At 71.9% G+C, this 19,910-nt stretch carries 14 protein-coding genes; 5 read left to right on the forward strand and 9 right to left on the reverse strand.

What is annotated here, in order from left to right:
* Position 1 precedes the first annotated feature (1 nt).
* Entirely contained in the window at positions 2 to 754 is a 753-nt protein-coding gene (locus tag IEJ02_RS06195) for a pentapeptide repeat-containing protein (protein WP_191063762.1), read from the forward strand.
* On the opposite strand, the gene IEJ02_RS06200 is transcribed toward IEJ02_RS06195, so the two are convergent.
* The gene (locus IEJ02_RS06200; protein WP_191063763.1) at positions 667 to 1,056 is read right to left on the reverse strand and encodes a hypothetical protein; all 390 of its coding nucleotides are present in this window, start codon (positions 1,054 to 1,056) and stop codon (positions 667 to 669) included. The genes IEJ02_RS06195 and IEJ02_RS06200 overlap by 88 nt on opposite strands.
* A 247-nt stretch (positions 1,057 to 1,303) precedes the next feature.
* Here IEJ02_RS06200 and IEJ02_RS06205 point away from each other — a divergent pair, with 247 nt between their 5' ends.
* Entirely contained in the window at positions 1,304 to 2,170 is an 867-nt protein-coding gene (locus IEJ02_RS06205) for an AraC family transcriptional regulator (protein ID WP_191063764.1), read from the forward strand.
* A 68-nt stretch (positions 2,171 to 2,238) separates the two neighbouring features.
* Here IEJ02_RS06205 and IEJ02_RS06210 read toward each other — a convergent pair whose 3' ends face one another.
* Together IEJ02_RS06210 and IEJ02_RS06215 are read right to left on the reverse strand one after the other, a co-directional pair.
* Positions 2,239 to 3,675, reverse strand: coding sequence for an APC family permease (locus IEJ02_RS06210; RefSeq protein ID WP_191063765.1), 1,437 nt, complete (start codon positions 3,673 to 3,675; stop codon positions 2,239 to 2,241).
* Positions 3,669 to 4,514, reverse strand: coding sequence for a carbon-nitrogen hydrolase family protein (locus IEJ02_RS06215; RefSeq protein WP_223863416.1), 846 nt, complete (start codon positions 4,512 to 4,514; stop codon positions 3,669 to 3,671). Before IEJ02_RS06215 ends, IEJ02_RS06210 begins: the two co-directional genes overlap by 7 nt.
* 114 nt (positions 4,515 to 4,628) lie before the next feature.
* Between IEJ02_RS06215 and IEJ02_RS06220 the strand changes: the two genes are divergently transcribed.
* Positions 4,629 to 5,390: a FadR/GntR family transcriptional regulator gene (locus IEJ02_RS06220; RefSeq protein ID WP_191063766.1), complete on the forward strand. Its 762-nt coding sequence runs from the start codon at positions 4,629 to 4,631 to the stop codon at positions 5,388 to 5,390.
* Positions 5,391 to 5,676: 286 nt separating this feature from the next.
* Entirely contained in the window at positions 5,677 to 6,957 is a 1,281-nt protein-coding gene (locus tag IEJ02_RS06225; RefSeq protein WP_191063767.1) for a YeeE/YedE family protein, read from the forward strand.
* Between the two features lie 54 nt (positions 6,958 to 7,011).
* Here IEJ02_RS06225 and IEJ02_RS06230 read toward each other — a convergent pair whose 3' ends face one another.
* Positions 7,012 to 7,800, reverse strand: coding sequence for a hydrolase (locus IEJ02_RS06230; RefSeq protein ID WP_191063768.1), 789 nt, complete (start codon positions 7,798 to 7,800; stop codon positions 7,012 to 7,014).
* 296 nt (positions 7,801 to 8,096) lie between these two features.
* Here IEJ02_RS06230 and IEJ02_RS06235 point away from each other — a divergent pair, with 296 nt between their 5' ends.
* Positions 8,097 to 8,504, forward strand: a complete 408-nt coding sequence (locus IEJ02_RS06235) for a RidA family protein (RefSeq protein ID WP_191063769.1) — start codon at positions 8,097 to 8,099, stop codon at positions 8,502 to 8,504.
* A 73-nt stretch (positions 8,505 to 8,577) separates the two neighbouring features.
* Here IEJ02_RS06235 and IEJ02_RS06240 read toward each other — a convergent pair whose 3' ends face one another.
* The 5 genes from IEJ02_RS06240 to IEJ02_RS06260 all read right to left on the reverse strand — a co-directional run bounded on the left by IEJ02_RS06240 (position 8,578) and on the right by IEJ02_RS06260 (position 19,802).
* Positions 8,578 to 9,462 (reverse strand): alpha/beta fold hydrolase, encoded by an 885-nt coding sequence (locus IEJ02_RS06240; protein ID WP_191063770.1) that lies wholly within the window; start codon positions 9,460 to 9,462, stop codon positions 8,578 to 8,580.
* A gap of 117 nt (positions 9,463 to 9,579) precedes the next feature.
* A complete protein-coding gene (locus IEJ02_RS06245) occupies positions 9,580 to 10,188 on the reverse strand; it encodes a TetR/AcrR family transcriptional regulator (protein ID WP_191063771.1) in 609 nt (202 codons plus the stop codon).
* Between the two features lie 89 nt (positions 10,189 to 10,277).
* Complete coding sequence (locus IEJ02_RS06250) at positions 10,278 to 11,327, reverse strand: ACP S-malonyltransferase (protein ID WP_223863417.1); 1,050 nt, start codon at positions 11,325 to 11,327, stop codon at positions 10,278 to 10,280.
* Positions 11,324 to 12,760, reverse strand: coding sequence for a class I adenylate-forming enzyme family protein (locus IEJ02_RS06255; protein WP_191063772.1), 1,437 nt, complete (start codon positions 12,758 to 12,760; stop codon positions 11,324 to 11,326). The genes IEJ02_RS06250 and IEJ02_RS06255 overlap by 4 nt, the downstream gene beginning before the upstream one ends.
* A gap of 130 nt (positions 12,761 to 12,890) precedes the next feature.
* Positions 12,891 to 19,802 (reverse strand): SDR family NAD(P)-dependent oxidoreductase, encoded by a 6,912-nt coding sequence (locus tag IEJ02_RS06260; protein WP_370466986.1) that lies wholly within the window; start codon positions 19,800 to 19,802, stop codon positions 12,891 to 12,893.
* Positions 19,803 to 19,910: the final 108 nt, after the last annotated feature.

The following is a 19,910-nucleotide window of genomic DNA, read 5'->3' on the forward strand; positions in this document are numbered from 1 at the left end:
CATGACCACGCGGTGGCCCCGCTCGCTCTCCTGCCTCATGGTGGCCGCCCTGTGCTCGGCCCTGTTCGCCGGGTGCGGGGAGGGTGACGACCACGGCCGGAGCTGTACCGGCCGTACGGGCAAGGATCTCTCCAGCCGCACCGTGGCCGGTGGCGACCTGTGGCAGAAGAAGCTGCGGTGCGTCAATCTCGAACGGTCCACCCTGACCGGGTTGGTGTCCGAGGCCAATCTGCGGCGCGGCAATCTCTACGCGGCGCGGCTGACCGCGGTGTCGCTGGAGAACGTCGATCTGCGGGGCGCCGACCTCCGGCGGGCGGACCTCACCTCCGCCACCCTCTCCCAGGTCGATCTGCGCGGCGCCGACCTGAGCGGCGCCAGGCTCGGCAGGGGTCTGCTCACCGATGTCAGTTTCGAGGGCGCACGGCTGGACGGCGTGTATCTGCGGGCGGCGTCCCTCACCCATGTCGGCCTCAACGGAGCGGATCTGAGCGGCGCCGACCTGGCCGGAGCCACGGTGTCCGACTCCGATCTCCGCGGCGCGAAGCTGCGGGATGCGGATGTCTCGACGACGAGTTGGGAGAACGTCCTCTGCCCGGACGGCTCCCGGTCGAGCGCACGGGTCTCCTGCGCCGACCATCCGGCCCGGGCCGCGATGGGGGCCCCGGGTCAGCTTCCCCCGCCGTCGGCCGCCTTGTCGGTCTCCCCCTTGCCGGTCTCCCCCTTGCCGGTCTCCCCCTTGCCGGTCTCCCCCTGAGGGGTCTTCCGCGCGGCGCGATGCGCCTGTTCGAGACCCTTCATATAGGCGTCCAGATAGTCGGCGTCCGACAGCCGGGCGCAGGGCGCGGGGGCGGGGTGGGAGCGGACCGCTCCGCCCTTGTGGGCGGCGGCCCGGTCGGCGATGGCATCGACACAGGCCCGGGTGACCTCGGCCTTCTCGGCGGCGGCCGGGGTGCTGCTCGGGGTGGTCCTGTCGCGGGCGTCACCGCCGGTGGAACAGCCGGTCAGGAGCAGGGCGATGGCGATGACTGCCGCGGCTTGGACGGTGCGGGTGCCCATGTGTCTCCCCGGTGCGTGGATGGTGGGGTGCATCATGCGGCGCGGCGGCGGCGAAGTGGGAGAGTCGTGTATGCGTTGTGATGAAACGGTGACCGAACGGACGTACCGCTGAACCCACCCCGGAACCCGGGCAAAGCGACGGCCGGGCCGTGGCGAACCGGCGTACCCGACCGGACCGGGCACAGGATGTCGGGTCCGGCAGGGTGCCGGCTTCCTAACGTGATCAGCGTCAAGGAAGGAGACCGAGGTGCTGGAGCGGCTGAACGAGGCCCTGGACCACATCGACGCACATCTGGATCAGCGGATCGAGGTGGCCGAGCTGGCGCGGATCGCGATGACGTCGGAGTACCACTTCCGGCGGCTGTTCTCGGCGCTCGCGGGGATCTCGCTGTCGGAGTACATCCGGCGCAGACGGCTCACCCTCGCGGGGGCCGAGGTGCTCGCCGGGAAGCGGACGCTCCTGGAGATCGCGGTGCGCTACGGCTACGGCTCGGGGGAGGCGTTCGCGCGGGCGTTCCGGGCCATGCACGGTGTGGGCCCGGGCGAGGCCCGGCGGGCGGGTGCCTCGCTGAGCTCCCAGCCGCGGATGTCCTTCCGCCTCATCGTCGAAGGGAGCAGCAGTATGCGATACCGGGTCGTGGAGAAGGAGCGGTTCCAGGTGGTCGGCAGGAAGGTCCGGGTTCCGCTCGTCCATGAGGGGGTGAATCCGCGGATCGCGGAGTTCATCCGGGGGCTCGGCCAGGAGACGATACGGCGGATCGCCGCCCTGTCCGATCAGGAGCCGGAGGGGATCCTGGGGGTGAGCGACAACCTGGACCCGAGCCGGGCCGAGGGGACCGAACTCGACTACTACCACGGGGTGGTGACCGGGGCCGCCGCTCCGGAGGGCCTGGACGCGCTCGCCGTCCCGGCGGGGACATGGGCCGTCTTCGCGAACTCCGGGCCGTTCCCGCAGGCGCTCCAGTACCTGTGGCGGGACGTCTTCACGCAGTGGTTCCCGTCCAACCCGTACCAGAGCAGGCCGGGGCCGGAGATCCTGCGCACCCGGCTGTCGCAGGACGGGGCGCGGGCGGACGCGGAGCTGTGGATCCCCGTGGAGCGGACCGCGGTCTGACGGACCGTACCGTGGTCCGGTCCGGCCGGCCGTGGAATTGCCCGTCCGGCCGGTCGGCCGGACGGTTCTCACGCCCGCTCCCGCGCGCCGCGGTCCCCTCGGACCAGGCCCGCGATGAGCGCGAGGAAGGGGATGACGCCGAGGATGACGCTCGCGCCCACACCGACGCCGGTGACGAGGGTGAAGTTGGAGAACACCAGCCACAGCGCGGTCAGCAGTCCGGCCACGGCCAGCACCGGCGCGATCCGGGTCTGCCACGTCCTGCCCGAGGCGAGCCGGGCGTGGCGCGCGAAGAAGGCGACCACGGCGACGGAGGTGATGAGCATGAGCAGGATCATGCCGACCGTCGCCACCCCCGCCATGGAGCCGAAGACGCCCACCAGCGGATCCAGTCCGGCGATGGCGCAGCACACGACCAGGACCAGCGCGGTGCCGGTCTGGACGACCGAGGAGACGGACGGCGAGTGGTGGCGCGGATGGACGACGCCCAGCCGTGCGGGGAGGAGGTCCCTACGGGCGAGGGTGAAGGTGTAGCGGGCGATGACGTTGTGGAAGGAGAGCACACAGGCGAAGAGGCTGCTGAGCAGCAGCACCTGCATGACGTCCCGCAGCGCGGTGCCGACGTAGGCCTGGGCGGTGTCCATGAGCATGTTGCCCTGCCCGTCCAGGGTCTTCCGGGCCACGGCCGGGGCGTCACCGGTGCCCGCCGCCAGGACCAGCGCCCAGCAGGACAGCGTGTAGAACCCGCCGATGATCAGGACGGCGAGATAGGTGGCCCGGGGGATGGTCCGCTCCGGGTCGCGGGCCTCGTCCCGGAAGACGGCGGTGGCCTCGAAGCCGATGAATCCGGTGATGGCGAAGAGCACGGCCACGCCCAGCGGTCCGGAGAGGGCCGCATGCGGGGTGAACGACTCGGCGTTGACACCGTGGGCGCCGCCCCGGGCGAAGATCCCGGCGTCCAGGACGAGTACCACCGCGATCTCCAGGACGAGTGCCACACCGAGGACCTTGGAGCTGAGGTCGATATGGCGGTAGCCGAGGAAGGCCACGGTGCCGAGCGCCGCCAGCGCCCACACCCACCAGGGCAGGGACGGCCCGCCGAAGGTGTGGAGGACATCGTTCACCGCCCATCCCAGATAGCCGTAGACGCCGACCTGGATCGCCGTGTACGCGACGAGCGCGACGGCGGCCGTGCCCACTCCGACCCGGTCCCCCAGGCCACGGGTGGCGTAGGCGTAGAAGGCCCCGGCCTGCGGAACGTGGGGCGTCATGGTGACGAAGCCGACCGCGAACACCAGCAGGACCAGCGAGGCGAGGGCGAAGCCGACGGGGGCTCCGGCGCCGGGGCCGCCGGCGATGGCGAGCGGGACGTTGCCGCCGACCACCGTGAGGGGCGCGGCGGCGGCGATCACCATGAAGACGATGGCACCGGTCCCGAGCCGCCCCGAGAGATTGGTCCTGGCCTGTTGTGGGGTGGATGCGTGCACATCGGGGTCGGTCAGCATGACGGGTCCTTGGTGGCGCGGGCGGACGGGGTGAAGAGGTCGGGCCGGAGGTCGGCCAGATACGGATTGGCCTTGCGCGCTTCCCGGACCGTGTGCGGTTCCACGGTGGCGAAGAGCAGCCGGTTGCCGTGTTCGACGCTGTCCAGCACGGTCGCCGACGGGCTCACGATGGAGCTGCGGCCGACGTAGCGCAGTGAACCCTCGTCGCCGTCATGGTTGACGTAGGCGATGTAGATCTGGTTTTCCCAGGCGCGCACCCTCAGCAGGTGCTCGGCGATGAACTCGTACGGTTGCATCTGGGCGGTCGGGACCGCGACGAGGTCCGCGCCGGCGAGGGCGGCGGCCCGTACGTTCTCCGGGAACTCCACGTCGTAGCAGATCAGCATCGCGATCCGGACGCCCGCGTACGTGATGACGGGAGCGGTCCGGTCGCCCGGTGTGAAGTACCTGCGGTCGAGTTCGCCGAAGAGATGGGTCTTGCGGTGGCGGCCGAGGATCGCTCCGGCCGGGTCGATGAAGAAGGCGCTGTTGTAGTAGGCGCCGTCGTCGTACTCGGGGGCTCCGAGGACGAGCGCGATGCCGTGGGCGGCGGCGATCTCCTGTGCCGGGGTGAGCAGATCGGTGCGGGCCAGGTCGCGGACGGTGTCGCCGATGTCGTAGCCGGTGACGAACAGCTCGGTGGTGATCAGGAGTTCGGCGCCTTCGGCACGGGCCCGGCGGCACGCCGCGTCCAGTTCGCGGAGGTTGGCGTCGACGTCGCCGGGCGTTCCCGCCGTCTGCAGTCCGGAGATCTTCATCAGTGCCTTCGACAGGGGGCTCCAGGGGTGAATGCGAGCCATGAAAACATGCTCACTTTGATCAGGTAAACCCCCGGAGGTTACGGTTCCGCAAAGCGGCGGCCCCCGTGTGAGGAGCGCGCGGAGGCCGCGGGGCGGGGTGCCTACGCTGAGGGGATGGCGACCCAGGAACCGTCCGGCGCACCGAGCGCCCTGACCAGCAGCGCCCTCGCCGCGATCCGCCGCACCAGCGCCGTCGACACCGTACGGGCCCGGATCTCGCTGGCGGTTGACCTGGGACTGCTGGCGCCCGGCGAGCGGCTGCCCAATGTCCGGGCCACGGCGGCGGCGCTCGGGGTCGGCGAGATCACCGTCCGCCGGGCCCTCACCACCCTGGAGCGCGAGGGCGTCGTCCAGCGGCGCCCGGGGCGTACGGGCGGCACCTTCATCGCGGAGCGGCCGCGCCGCCGCACCGTGGCGCAGGTCGCCGCGTACCGGGAGGACAGCGAACGGGTGCACCGGCTGATCGACGAGCGCATCGTGCTGGAGGCCGGTTTCGCGCAGCTGGCCGCCGAGCGGCTCGACCAGGCGGGGCTCGACCGGCTCGACGAGTGCGTCCGGGAGATGGACGCGGCCGAGAGCTGGGCCGAGTTCCACGCCGTCGACAAGCGGTTCCACCTGGCCCTCGCCGAGGGCGCCGGGCTGCCCTCCGCGCTGGGGATGTACGAACGGGTCACCGGTGAGCTGTACGCGTACTTCCTGCCGTATCCGCTGGACTACCTCCGCGGCAGCAACGAACAGCACAAGGCCATCAGGGCCGCCCTCGCCGCGCGGGACGCCGCCTCGGCGGCCGCCCTCCTCCGGGACCATGTGGCGGAGCTGCACCACTCGATGTACGTCGGTCTCGCGGACACCGCCGAGCGGGGTGAGGACGGCTGACCCGAGGCCATCCCCGCCTGTGGCTGACTCCACAGACCGCATGGTGAGACCGGGGTCCAATTCTTGAAACCCGGACCATATCCTGGAGTACATGTCCGCACCCGCCCGTCTGCTCTGTCTCGCACTGTTCGCGAGTTCGGCGTGGTGCGTCGACGACGGCCTCTGTCGCCGCTGAGCCGGAACCAGCCGGTTTCCCCACCGCGCGCCGCCGCCTCGGCGCCGCGCCGTCCGGCCCGGCCCTCCCGCCCAGCGCCATCCCCCTCTCGCCCATCTCCGGAGACCGCCCGTGACCACCGCCCCGCCCGCCGAGGCGGCGAAGACCGCCGCACTGCTGTCCCCGTCCCCCACCTCCGTGCCGCGCCCGGAGGCGCCCGCCGCGCCACCGGTGCGGCCGGTGCCGCTCGCCGTGTCCGGGCTGCTCGCCGCGGCGCTGACCGCGTACGTATGGTCCGCCCACGGGGCCAAGCCCGGCGTCCTGCTGCTGCTCGGCCTCGCCCTGGGCGTCGCCCTCTTCCACTCCCGCTTCGGCTTCACCTCCGCCTGGCGGCAGCTGGTGGCCGTCGGCAACGGCACCGGACTGCGCGCCCACACCCTGCTGCTCGGCACAACGGCCACCCTGTTCGCCCTGCTCATCGGCACGAAGACCGGGCTGTTCGGGTCCGTGCCCGCGCCCTCGGCCGGGCCGCTGGGGCTCGGGCTGCTGATCGGCTCGTTCGTCTTCGCCGTCGGCATGCAGCTCGGTGGCGCCTGCGCCTCCGGCACCCTCTTCGCGGTCGGCTCGGGGCAGACGTCGATCGTGCTCACGCTCGGCGGCTTCATCGGCGGCGCCACCCTGGCCGCCTGGCAGTTCGACCTGTGGAAGGACCTGCCCTCGCTGGAGCCGGTCGTCATGGCGGACCACATCGGCTGGTTCGGCTCGTGGGCGGTGACGATCGCCGTGCTCGCCGCCATCGTCCTGGTCAGCCGTCGTGTCCAGGCCCGCCGCAACCCGCCGCCGATCGGTCCGGTGCCCTCCGCGCGCGGTGCCGCCGCCCGGGTGCTGCGCGGCTCCTGGCCGCTGGCGGTCGGCGCGCTGGCGCTGGCCGTGCTGGGCGCCGGTGTGCTGCTCGTCTCCGGTGGCGCGTGGGGCGTCACCAGTGCCTTCAGCCTGTGGGGCTCGGAGCTGGTGCGCGCGCTCGGCGGCCACCCGGAGAGCTGGAGCTGGTGGCAGCAGCCCGGGAACAAGGAGATGCTCGCGGGGCCCGTGCTCGCCGACAAGACCAGCCTCACCGACCTCGGCATCATGATCGGCGCGGCGGTCGCCGCGGCGCTCGGCGGCACCTGGACCCTGCACCGCGGTGTGCCGTGGCGTACGGCGACCGCGGCGGTGCTCGGCGGGGTGCTGATGGGCATCGGCGCCCGGCTGGCGGGCGGCTGCAACATCGGCGCCTATCTCGCGGGCATCGCCTCCGGCAGCCTGCACGGCTGGGTCTGGGGCGCCTTCGCCCTCCTCGGCACCTGGGCCGGGCTGAAGCTGCGGCCGCTCTTCGGGCTCGGGAACCCGAAGCCGGGCGACGGCGTCTGCTGACGGCGGCGGGCCCGTGGGCGGGGAGCCCACGGGGCCGGGAGTCCTGACGGCTGATCAGCAGCCGATGCGGGAGGTGCCGACGGCCACGTCGTCGTACCAGAGGGTGTCGTCGCCCTCGCCGTAGCTCTCCCAGCCCAGCCGCAGATCGGCCGGGGCGGGCCGCCACCCGCCCCGGTTCAGCCACTGCTGGTCGACGTCCTGGGTCGGGGTGCCGTCGACCACCAGGCCGGTGACGAGCCCGCCGTTCACCCAGGTGTCCAGGCGCCCCGCGGTGCGGTCGAGGCGGAACTCCAGACATGTCCAGGTGTTCACGGGCAGCGGGGTGCTGAGCGCGACGCCCGCCGGGCTCTGGGCGGGGAGGGTGGCGTCGTCCGACTCGCGGTTCCACTGGAGCGCCTTGTTCTGCCCGCCCATGCGCAGGTCCTTGCCGTTGTCGTTGGCGTCGCGCAGGGCGGCGAACGTGACGTGCTGAGCGGGCAGCGCGGTGGTGTGGCGGACCCAGAAGCGGGTGTAGAGGTCGCCGCCGGACGGCAGGCCGGACAGCGAGGTGCCGGCGAAGGCGTGGTTGCAGTAGCCCGCCTTGCCCGTGATCCGCACCGACTTGGTGCCGCCGTGCGCCATCGTGGTGTCCACGGTCGCGGTGCCGGTGCCCGAGCAGTTGGCGACGGCCGTGGTCCAGCGGCCCGCCGGGGTGGTCCCGGTCTGGGACTCGAAGTCCTCGCAGAAGCCGTTGGCGGCGCAGGCCGCCGGTTGTGCCGAGGCCCGTGGCGCGGCCGGGGCGGCCAGCGCCACCGCCACGGCCACCGCGGCGACGGCCAGGGCGCGGTGTGGTGTGGGGGTCATGGGAGATCCTTCGCCTGGTCGGAGGGATCGGGAGCACCGGAAGCTTGGGAGCGCTCCCACACATCGTCCGCACTGTAGCCCGTACATGACAAACCCGGAAGACCGGACGCCCGCGCGACCGGTTCGCCAACCACATCACCCCGTTGGTCACCAAAAGGTTCCTCGGTCACCGAAAAGTGCGTTCTTCCATGCCGGCGGCCACTCTCTTACGGTTTCCGAGTAACCACCAGAGAGCGCGGGCTTTCGGATTCCATGACAGCGAGCCCGTGGGCTCCCATGACGAGAAGGCAGGCAGTATGGCCATCACCCTGGTAAACCCCAGCGGATTGCCGGAGATCGACGCGTACCGACAGGTGTCGATCGCGACCGGGTCGAGGCTGATCCACATCGCCGGGCAGGTGGCCTGGGACGCCGATGGGGTCACGGTCGGCGAAGGCGATCTCGCGGCTCAGGTCGAGCGGTGCTACCTCAACATCGCCACCGCCCTGGCCGAGGTCGGCGGCTCCTTCGACGACGTGGCGAAGCTGACCGCCTACGTCGTCGACTGGACCCCCGACAAGATGCCCCAGTTCCTGGAGGGGGCCGCGCGGGCGGCCGCGAAACTGGGAGCCACCCCGGTGCCGCCGGCCACGCTGCTGGGCGTCGCGGCACTCGACGTGCCCGAGCACCTGGTCGAGATCGAGGCCACCGCGGTCCTCGACTGAGCGTGGCCGCGCGGTGGCCCCGCCTCTCGTGGTGCCACCGCGCGGCTCGGGTGAGCGCTCCGCTCGGCCCGGATCACATGAGCCGGTCGCTCAGGAACCTCAGCAGTACATCGGCCACCTCGTCCGGCACCTCCTCGGCGAGGTCGTGTCCGGCCTCGAAGACATGGCCGGTGACGTCATGGGCGAGGAGCCGCATCTGGGCCTCGTTCCGGTCGCCGATGAACGCGTCGCCGCCGAGCGCCAGCACCGGGATGTCCAGCTTCGTCCGCGCCGCCTCCCGGTTCTGCTCGGCGTCGACGAGCATCGCGCGGTAGATCGCCAGCATCGAGCGGATACCGCCGGGCATGGAGTAGCAGCGCACATATTCCTCGATCGCGTCCGCGGTGGCGGTGTCGGGGTAGCTGCGCTCGTCCTTCAGCATGTACGTGATGAGCTCGCGCTCATGCCCGGCGATCAGCATCTCGGGGACGTCCGGCTGGAAGTAGAAGCCCAGATGCCACAGGAACATCCCGCCCGAGACGTTCTCGTGGGTCAGGGCGGTGTGGTCCTCGAAGCCGAACCCGGGCAGCAACGCCTCGGCGAACACCAGGGCCTCGACGTGATCGCGGTGCCGGGCGGCGAGCTGATAGCCGACCACCGCTCCCCAGTCCTCCCCCATCACGGTGTAGCTCTCGTGACCGAGGTGGGCCATCAGCGCGGCGATGTCGTCGCTCATCGTGGCGCAGTCGAATCCCTCCGCGGGGTGGGCGGAGTCGCCCAGACCACGGAGGTCCGGCACGACGACGGTGTGCCGTGCCGTCAGCTTCGGGACCAGGTGCCGCCAGTGATAGCCGGTCTTGGGCACGCCGTGCAGCAGGACCACCACCGGGCCGGAGCCGGCCGTTCGGTAATGCAGCTTCGTCCCGTTGACGGCGGCGCGGCCGGTGCGGACAGGTGCTCCACGATGGTCGGAAATCATTGCTTCTCCATGATCTGTCTCAGGGTTTCGGGACTGAGTGGTCTCGAATGAACGCAGGACTTGGCCACGAGCGGCCACAGGTGTCTTCCGCGCTCGCGCGGCAGCGGATCGCCGCCGTCAGCCGGTGACGGCGACCGCCGGGGAGGTCAGCATCGCCATGGCGGCGTCGATGGAGGTGGTGATGCGGTCGCGCTGGTCCGCGCCCGCGCACGAGAGCACCTTCAGTCCGCTGTTGAGCGAGGCCAGCATGGTCGCCGCCGATCGCGGATCGACGCCGGGGGCCAGCTCGCCCTCCGCGTGGGCCCTCAGCAGCGCGCCGTAGAGCGCTGTTTCGAGGCGGCTTCGGTTGCCCTCGAGGCGTCGCGCGATCTCGGGGTCGGAATCGCCGTGCTCCACCGTGGCGTTGACCGCGAAACACCCCTGGGGCGTGCCCGGCTCGGGGGCCGCCGCACTGGTTTCCAGGAGATCCCGGACGGCGTCCAGGGCCGATGCGCGCGACGCCAGGATGTCGGCCGGGCTCGGCCCCGCGGCGCCGGAGAGGAAGCGGTCGAGCGCGGCCAGGTACAGCCCGCGCTTGGACCCGAAGGTCCCGTACAGACTCGCCCGCGCGATGCCCAGCTCGTCCACCAGGTCACTGGTGGACGTCCCCTCGTAGCCCTTGCGCCAGAACAGCCGCATCGCGGCGTCCAGCGCGACCTCCGGATCGAATTCCTTCTTCCGTGCCATACCGGCACGCTAACCCTTTTGAGATCGATCAGTCAATTACACGGAGCGCTTATACGGAGGGGCGCTGCCCGGGGACAGCGCCGCCTCCCTCACCGCCTCGCCCGGCGGGCACTCCTCTGCCGGACGCGCGGGCGCATCGCCTTGCGGGCGTCGATGGCCACCACCTCGAAGGTGTCCACGGTGCGGTTCACCCGGCCGAAGAGGTTGTCCGGACCCGCGATGCAGACCTTGGTGATGCCCTGCTCCCGCATCGTGTCCACCATGTCCGGCCAGCGGATCGGGTGGTTGAAGGTGTCGAGCAACATCGTGCGCACCCCCTCCGCGTCGGTCAGCAGCGCGCCGCTCTGGTCCGCGACGACCGGGAGCTTGGGGTCGGCCACCTCGAAGGTGCCGAGGACCTCCTCCTCCGCCTTGCGGCGCAGGGCGGAGAACGCCGGGGCGTGCACGGGCGGCCACATCGTGTACATGTTGTATCCGCCGAGCTCGCCGATCCGCTTCTTGAACCGGTCGAGCACCGGCTCGCGCAGGGACACGAGGTAGAAGCCCTGGTCGATGTAGCCGGAGACGTCGTGCCACTCCCCCTCGGCGTCCAGTTCGGCCAGCGCCTCGCGAAGCCGCTCCTCGGGGGTGTGGATCACGCAGTGGGTGACCGCCTCACGGTGCTCCTGCCGGAAGTACTCCTCCTCGCAGCGCGCCAGTTCGGCGGTGAGCCGCACGGTCTCCTCGAACGGCAGGGACCCCGCGTAGGTCACCGCGGCCCGCTGGCCGAAGCTCGGTCCCGCGCACAGCTCGGGCCGCTCTCCCAGCGTCTCCTCCGCCCAGTCGGCGAGGGAGAGACAGACGGTCAGGAAGGCGATCTGGGTGTGGGCGGCGTACTGCGCCTCCTCGTCGGCGTCCGACTGGCGGTACCGGTCGAACACGGAGTACCCCACCACCTCGTCCGCGATCGCCAGCCGGCGCCGGGCGTGGGGGTTGGTCAGCAGGAACTCGCCCACGTCGGTGAAGCGGAAGGGCCCCATCCCGGGGAAGACCATCGCCGTACGGCTGGTCTCCGCCTCGGATGTCCGCGCCTCCGCGGCCTGTGGCTCGGTGGTCTGTGGCTCTGTGGTCTGTGGCTCTGTGGTCTGTGGCTCGGTCATCCCTTCGCTCCCGGCGCCAGGTCCAGAGCCAGCTGCTCGAGCTGTCGTTTGTCGGGCTTGCCGTTGCGGTTCAGGGGGAATCGCTCCAGGACGTGAATGCGGTTGGGGTGCTCGAAGTCGGGCAGCAGGGAGGTGATCGGCTCCCGCCAGTGCCGCGGCTCCCGCTGCTGCTCGTCCTCCACGAAGAAGAAGAGCTGGCAGCCGCGCTGTTCGTCGGGGACGGGGACCACCTTGACGAGGCAGCCGCCCGCGGCCAGCTTGTGCTCGATGATCTCGGGGTAGAGCGTGTGGCCGTTGCGGTGCACCGCGGACTTCCGGCCGAGGACGAAGAGGTTGTCCCCGCCGTCCAGATAGCCGAAGTCGCCGGTGGGGTACCAGTCGGTCTTGGCCGGGTCGACGGGGGCCACCGTGCCGTCCTCCGTCAGATAGCCCTCCATCAGGTCGGGCGAGTGGACCTGGATCTCCCCGACCTCGCCGGAGGAGAGCACGGCGCCCTCGTCGTCGACGATCCGCAGCTTCAGGCCCTCGACGGCCCGCCCGCAGGCGACCACGTTGTCCTCGGTCGCGAAGGCCACGTTCCCGGCCTCGGTGCTGCCGTAGCTGTCCAGCAGGGGCAGTCCGAACCGCTTGACGTAGTCGGCGACCAGACCGGGGTCCAGCGGGGCCGCCCCGCTGCAGAACATGCGGACGCCGGACAGCTCGTCCGCCAGGGCGGGCTTGCGGCCGATCATGTTGAGCATGCTGCGGTAGCTGGCCGGGGTGGCGTCGACCACCGTGGCCCCGCACGTGCCCGCCATGGTCATCGCCCGGTCCAGCCGCCGGTAGGGCGCGATGACCAGCGAGCACTTGACCAGCCAGGCGATGAGCACCATGGACAGCCCGTACTGGTGGGAGAAGGGCAGCAGCGGCAGCAGGACGTCATCGGGGCGGTGGCCCACCTGCTGGGCGTTGCGCTCCAGGTTCTTCAGGAACTTCGCCCCGGTCTTGACGACGCCCTTGGGCTCCCCGGTTGACCCGGAGGACCACATGATCAGGCCGTCGGGCAGCTCGCACCAGGTGTCGAGGGACAGCCGCTGCTCGGCGGGGGTCTGCTCCATGGACGCCACGAGAAGTTCGTAGATGGTGACCCGGGCCGGGCCGCTCTCGGGCATCGGGGTGTCGTCGTCGACCACGCAGATCTTGACGCCGGCCTGGTCGCAGATGCGCTGGGTGGCCTCCGCCCGCTCCTGGTGGTCGACCATGACGATCGACGCGCCGGTGTGCATCAGGGCGAGGAGGGCCCCGACGTAGCCGGCGGAGTTGCCCGCCTTCAGCATGACCCGGGTGCCGTCGCTGACTCCGCGCTCGCGGAGCGCTTCGGCGATGGCCAGGGCCCTCTGTTCGAACTCGGGAAGCGAATGCACCGCTTCCGTCGCAAAGACCTTTGCGGTCATCGGGTTTCACTGTGCCTTTCTTCTTCTTGAAGTCTCTTGGGGTGAGAAACACCCGCGCCGCCGGGGCCCTTCGAGACGTGGCCCTGGAGTGCGAGTCCCCCCGGAGGTCTCCGGGGGGACTCGGCCGTCGTCAGTTGTCGAGATCCTCGAGCATCATGTCGATCAGGTCGTCGTCGTCCATCGCGTCGATGGAGTCCGTCTCCTTCTCCTCGGTGTCCGTCTCGGCCTGGTCCTTGCCGCTCGCCAGCTCGGTGAGCGCGTCCAGCAGACCGGAGCGGCGCAGGCGTCCCAGCGGAATCGACGTCAGAAGGGCACGGATCCTGGCCTCTTCCGGATCCATGTCCGACTCGGCCGGGCTGTCCGTCGCTACCCGGCCGCGCAGATACTCGGCGAGCGCGGCGGGCGTGGGGTTGTCGAAGATCAGCGTGGAGGGAAGGCGGAGCCCGGTGGCCGAGTTCAGCCGGTTACGGAACTCCACGCCCGCCAGCGAGTCGAAGCCGAGGCTCTGGAAGGAGCGGTCGGGCTTGATGGACTGGGCGCCGCTGTGGCCCAGCACCATCGCCGCGCTGCCACACACCAGGGCGAGCAGCGCATGGTCGAGTTCGGCTCCGGAGAGACCGGCCAGCTGCTCCTTGGCCGACTCAGGCGCGGTCGCCTTCCCGTCGGCCGCCGCCCTGCTCCGCACCCGGACCGCACCCCGCAGCAGGGTGGGGATGTCGGTCTGGCCGCTGAACGCCGAGGTCTCCAGCCGCATCGGCACGAGCAGGGCGTCCTCACTGGTCCGGCCGGCGTCCAGCAGACGCAGACCGCCCGCCATGGACAGGGCCGCCATGCCCTCGCGCGCCATGCGCACCATGTCCGCGTGGCTGAGCGTGCCGGTCATGCCGCCGGCCTGCTCCCACGGTCCCCAGGCCAGCGACACGGCGGGGAGGCCGAGCGCGCGCCGATGTGCGGCGAGCGCGTCCAGGAACGAGTTGGCCGCGGCGTAGTTGCCCTGTCCCGGGCTGCCGAACACACCGGCGACGGACGAGAACATCACGAACTCCGCCAGGTCCAGATGGCGGGTCAGCTCGTGCAGGTTCCACGCCGCGTCGGCCTTCGGCTCGAAAACCGTGTCGATCCGCTTCGGCGACAGAGTGTCGATGACACCGTCGTCGAGTACGCCCGCAGCGTGCACGACCGCGGTCAGCGGGTGGTCGGCGGGCACGTCGGACAGCACCCGCTCCAGCGAGGCGCGGTCGGCCACATCGCAGGCCGCCAGCGTCACCGACGCGCCCGCCTCGGTCAGTTCGGCCTTGAGGTCGGCGGCGCCCTCCGCGTCCGGCCCGCGCCGGGAGACCAGGACCAGGTTGCGCACTCCGCGCTCGGCCACCAGGTGGCGCGCCACCTCGCTGCCCAGGCCGCCGGTGCCACCGGTGATCAGCACCGATCCCTCGGGGTTCAGGGCGCTGGGCATGGTGAACACGTTCTTGCCGATGTGCCGGGCCTGGCTGATGTACCGCACCGCGTCCGGTGCCCGGCGCACGTCCCATGCCGTCACCGGGAGGGGGTGCAGTGCGCCACGGTCGAAGAGATCGACCAAGTCGGCCAGCATCCGCTGGACCCAGTCGTAGTCGGCCACGTCCAGGTCGTACGCGCGGTACTTCACCCCGGGGTGGTCCTGCGCGACGACCTCGGGGTCCCGCACGTCGATCTTGCCCATCTCCAGGAACCGCCCGCCTCTGGGCAGCAGCCGCAGGGAGGCGTCGACGAACTCGCGGGCGAGCGAGTCCAGCACCATGTCCATGCCCCGGCCGTCGGTGGCCTCCGTGAAGCGCCGCTCGAACTCCAGGTCACGCGTCGAGGCGATGTGCTTCTCGTCGAATCCCATCGCCCGCAGGGTGTCCCACTTGCCGGGGCTGGCCGTGGCGTACACCTCGGCGCCGAGGTGGCGTGCGAGTTGCACGGCCGCCATGCCCACACCACCGGTGGCGGCGTGCACCAGGATGGTCTCGCCCTCCTGGAGGTTGCCGAGTTCCACCAGGCCCATGTAGGCCGTCAGGAAGACCAGCGGCACCGTCGCCGCCTGCGCGAACGTCCAGCCGCTCGGCATGGGGACGATCTGCCGCCGGTCGGTGACCGCGACGGGCCCGAACGATGCGTCGATCATGCCCATGACCCGGTCACCGGGTGCCAGGTCGGTGACTCCAGGGCCGACCTCCAGGACCACACCGGCGCCCTCGCCACCCATCGTGGCGTGGTCGTCGGGGTACATGCCGATGGCGATCAGCGCGTCACGGAAGTTCAGACCGGCGGCGCGCACCGCGATCCGCACGCATCCGGGTGCCAGCGGCTCCTCCGCCGCCGGATCGGGCAGCAACGAGAGGCTGTCCAGGGTGCCGCCGCCCGTGGTGCCGAGCTTCCACGCCGAGGTGCCGGCGGGGGCCTCGAGCACCCGCCCGGCGGCGTCCCTGGCGAGCCGGGGAATCAGCCCCCGGCCCACGCGGAGCGCCACCTCGCGCTCGCCCGCCGCGAACGCGGCCGTCACCACGCCGGCGGCTGCGACGGCCGACTCGGCGTGGCGGTCGATGTCCACCAGCTGGATCCGGCCCGGGTTCTCCGTGGCCGCCGAACGCAGCAGTCCCCAGACCGCGGCGTTGGACAGTCCGGCGACGCCCTCACCCGGGCCCGTGGCGACCGCGTCGCTGGTCACCACGACCAGCCGGGACCCGTCGAACCGGTCCTCCGCCAGCCAGGACTGCACCAGGGCCAGCGCCCGGTGGGTCGCCTTCCGAGCGGCGTCGGCGAGGTTCCCGGCGTCCGGCCCAGCGGGCTCGCCGCCGCACCAGGCCCAGACCACATCCGGCACCGCGGCACCCTCGTCGACGGCGGCGACGAGCGCGTCCACCCCGGTGTACTCGGCGTACTCGACGGCGGAGGCGGTGAGCAGCTCGGCCACCCGCGCCCGGTCGGCGCCGATCACCGCCGTGGACGCGCCGTCCACGGTCCGCTCGCCGTCCCGCGCGGCGGCGAACTCGTCCCAGTTGGCCCGGAACAGCGTTCCATCGCTGCCGGTGGCGCGCGGCCCCGACGCGAACCGCTCGGCCGCCACCTCCCGCACCACCAGCGACTCCACCGAGGCGACGGGCGCACCCGTGGCGTCCGTCACCAGCAGCGCGACCGTGTCCTTGCCCTGCGGGCGCAGCCGCACCCGCACCCGTCCGGCGCCCGCCGCGTACAGGGTCACCCCGGTGAAGGAGAACGGCAGGGTCACGCGCCCGCTCTCGCCGCCGAAGTCGCCCATCTCCATGGCGTGCAGGGCGGCGTCGAGCAGGGCGGGGTGCAGGCCGAACCGTCCGGCTTCCTGGGCGGCCGAGTCCGGTAGCGCCACCTCGGCGTAGACATCGCCGTCCAGCCGCCAGACCGACTCCAGCCCCTGGAAGACCGGCCCGTATCCGTAACCGACCTGGGCCAGGCCCTCGTAGAAGCCCTCCATCGGCACCCGCTCGGCGCCCGGGAGGGGCCACCGCAGCAGGCTGTCGGTGACCGCGGCGCCGCTGTCGGCCTCGAGGACGCCCTGGGCGTGCCGCACCCACTCCTCCCCCGGCTCGTCGCTGTCGGAGCGGGAGTACACGCCGAGGGACCTGACGCCGGACTCGTCGGCGGGGCCGACCACGAGCTGGATGCGGACGCCGCCCTGCTCCGGCAGGAGGAGCGGGGTCTCGAGGGTGAGTTCGCCGAGCCGTCCCGCCCCGGTCTCGGTGCCCGCGAGCAGGCCGAGTTCCACGAAGCCGGTGCCGGGGAAGAGCACACCGCCGGCCACGGCGTGGTCGGCGAGCCACGGGTGGGTCTGCAGCGACAGGCGCCCGGTCAGCACCGTGCGGTCGCCCTCGGCCAGTTCGGTGATCCCTCCGAGCAGCGGGTGGTCCACCCCGCCGAGGCCGACGCTCCGGGCGTCGCCGGTCCCGGCGCCGCCCGACTCGAGCCAGTACCGTTTGCGCTGGAAGGCGTAGGTCGGCAGGGCGACGCGGCGGGCGCCGCGCCCGGAGTACACCGCGTCCCAGTCCACGCCCACGCCGTTCGCGTACAGGGTGGCGACCGCCTCCGCCAGCGTCTGGGCCTCGGCGCGCCCGGAGCGGGCCAGGGGCACGAAGGCCGCGTCGGCGCCGACGGCGTCCAGGCAGTCCTGGCCCATCGCGGTCAGCACGGCGTCGGGGCCGAGCTCCACGCAGGTGGTCACGCCCTGCTCGGCGAGCTGCCGCATGCCGTCGTCGAAGCGGACCGCCTCGCGCACATGGCGGACCCAGTACTCGGGGGTGGCCAGTTCGGCGCCCGCGACCTCGCCGCTGACGTTGGAGACGACCGGGATGGCCGGGGCCGAGTACGCCAGGCAGGCGGCGATCTGGCCGAACTCCTCCAGCATGGCGTCCATCCGGGGGGAGTGGAACGCGTGGCTCACCCGCAGCCGCTTGGTCTTGCGGCCCTGGGCCTCCCAGTGAGCGGCGAGTTCGAGCACCGCGTCCTCGTCGCCGGAGAGCACCACCGAGGTGGGGCCGTTCAGCGCCGCCAGCGACACCTGGTCCTCGCGGCCCTCCAGGCTCTCGGCCACCTCCTCCTCCGACGCCTGGACGGCCACCATCGCGCCGCCCTCGGGCAGTTCCTGCATCAGCCGCCCGCGCGCCGCCACCAGGGCGCACGCGTCCTCCAGGGACAGCACCCCGGCGACGTGGGCCGCGGCGATCTCGCCCACCGAGTGCCCCATCAGGAAGTCGGGGCGCACGCCCCAGGACTCCAGCAGGCGGAACAGGGCCACCTCGAAGGCGAACAGCCCGGCCTGGGCGAACATCGTCTGGTTGAGCTCGTCACCGGTGGCGGCGGCCGCGTCGTCGTCCTCGGGGCCGAAGACCACGTCGAGCACCGAGGTGCCCAGGCGCACCTCCAGATAGTCGCACGCCTCGTCGAACACGTCGGCGAAGAGCGGGTAGGTCTCGTAGAGCTCGCGGCCCATGCCCAGCCGCTGGGCGCCCTGTCCGGTGAACAGGAACGCCGTCCGCTGCGCGGTGGACCTGCCCAGCACCAGGCCCGGCGCGTCGGTGTCCTCGGCGAGCGCGGCGAGGCCGCGCAGCAGCCCCTCGCGGTCGGAGGCCACCACCACGCCCCGGTGCTTGAGTGCGGCACGTGTCACGGCGGACGACCATCCGATGTCGACCGGCCGCGCGTCGGGGTGGTGCACCACGTGCTCGCGCAGCCGCGCGGCCTGCGCCCGCAGCGCCTCCTCGCTCCTGGCGGACACCAGCCACGACACGGGCTGGGACGCCGTGTCCTCGTCGGCGTCGTCCGTCGCGGGGGCGGGCTCCACCGGCGGTGCCTGCTCGATGATGGCGTGTGCGTTGGTGCCGCTCATGCCGAACGAGGAGATACCGGCACGGCGTGGCCGCCCGGTCTCCGGCCAGGGGCGCTGCTCGGCGAGCAGCGCCACGCCGCCCGACGACCAGTCCACGTGCGGGGTCGGCACCTCCACGTGCAGCGTCTTGGGCAGGATGCCGTGGCGCATGGCCATCACCATCTTGATGACGGCACCCACACCGGCCGCCGCCTGGGTGTGGCCGATATTCGACTTGAGGGACCCCAGCCACACCGGCTGTCCCTCCGGTCGGCTCTCTCCGTAGGTGGCGATCAGCGCCTGCGCCTCGATGGGGTCGCCGAGCGAGGTTCCGGTGCCGTGCGCCTCGATCGCGTCGATCTGGTCCGCGGTCAGCTCGGCGTTGGCCAGCGCCTGCCGGATGACACGCTGCTGGGAACGGCCGTTGGGGGCCGTCAGACCGTTGCTGGCGCCGTCCTGGTTGACGGCGGAGCCACGCACGATCGCCAGCACCTCGTGGCCGTTGCGCCGGGCGTCCGAGAGCCGCTCCACCAGGAGGACGCCGACGCCCTCGGCCCACGAGGTGCCGTCGGCCTCGGCGCCGAACGCCTTGCAGCGCCCGTTGGAGGAGAGCCCGCGCTGGCGGCTGAAGAGGATGAAGTCACCCGGGGTGGGCATCGTGGCGACACCGGTGGCGAGCGCCAGGTCGCACTCCCCCTGGCGCAGCGACTGCGCCGCCTGGTGCAGGGAGACCAGCGACGAGGAGCACGAGGTGTCCACGGTCCACGCCGGGCCCTCGAAGCCGAAGGTGTAGGCGATGCGCCCGGCGGCGAGGCTGCCCGCGGTTCCGGTCAGCGCATAGCCTTCGAGACCGCTCTTGGTGCTTTGCAGGTGGGGCCCGTAGTCGTGGTGCTCCGCGCCGGTGAAGACGGCGGTCCTGCTCCCCCGCAGCTTGGTCACGTCGATGCCGGCCCGCTCGAAGACCTCCCAGCTGGTCTCCAGCAGCAGCCGCTGCTGCGGGTCCATGGCGAGCGCCTCACGCGGCGATATGCCGAAGAACTCCGCGTCGAACTCGGGCGCGTCGTGGATGAACCCGCCCTCGGTCGCGTAGCTGGTGCCGGGCTGGTCCGGGTCCGGGCTGTAGAGCGCCTCCAGGTCCCAGCCCCGGTCGGTGGGGAACGGGGTGATGGCGTCCACGCCCTCGGAGACGACCTTCCACAGGTCCTCTGGGCTGTTGACACCGCCGGGGAAGCGGCAGCTCATCCCGACGATCGCGATGGGGTCGTCCGAGCCCACGACAGCACGCGCGGGGGCGGTGTCGTCCGTGGCCACGGGGGAGATCTGCCGGTGGAGGTGGTCCACCAGCTCGCTGGGCGTCGGGTAGTCGTAGGCGAGCGACACCTCCAGCGTGAGGCCGGTGGCCGCCACCAGTCCGCGGTGCAGATTGACCGCCGCCAGCGAGTCAAGACCCAGGTCGAGGAACGAGCTCTCCGCGTCGAGCGTACGCGGCGACTCGGACCGCAGCGCCGCGGCGACATGTGCGCGCACCAGGTCGAACAGGACCCTGCGCTGCTCGTGGTCCAGCAGTTCTCGGAAGTCCGGTGCGAGTGATGGAAGTTCACCTGGGCCCTCACCGCGATCCGGCCCAGCCTGGATTCCGGACTCGCCTGAGTCGCTGGACCCGCGCAACATGCTGCTCACCTAACTCCTGCTTCGTGGAAGACCTTGCGTCAAAGCTGTGTGCCGCGCTGAGCGCGGCTTCGGCGTGGGGCGCCCGCCCGCCATTCACCGGTGCCGGGCGGGCGCGGG

The organism is Streptomyces sp. 5-10 (assembly GCF_014712245.1).
Taxonomy (GTDB): Bacteria; Actinomycetota; Actinomycetes; order Streptomycetales; family Streptomycetaceae; genus Streptomyces; species Streptomyces violaceusniger.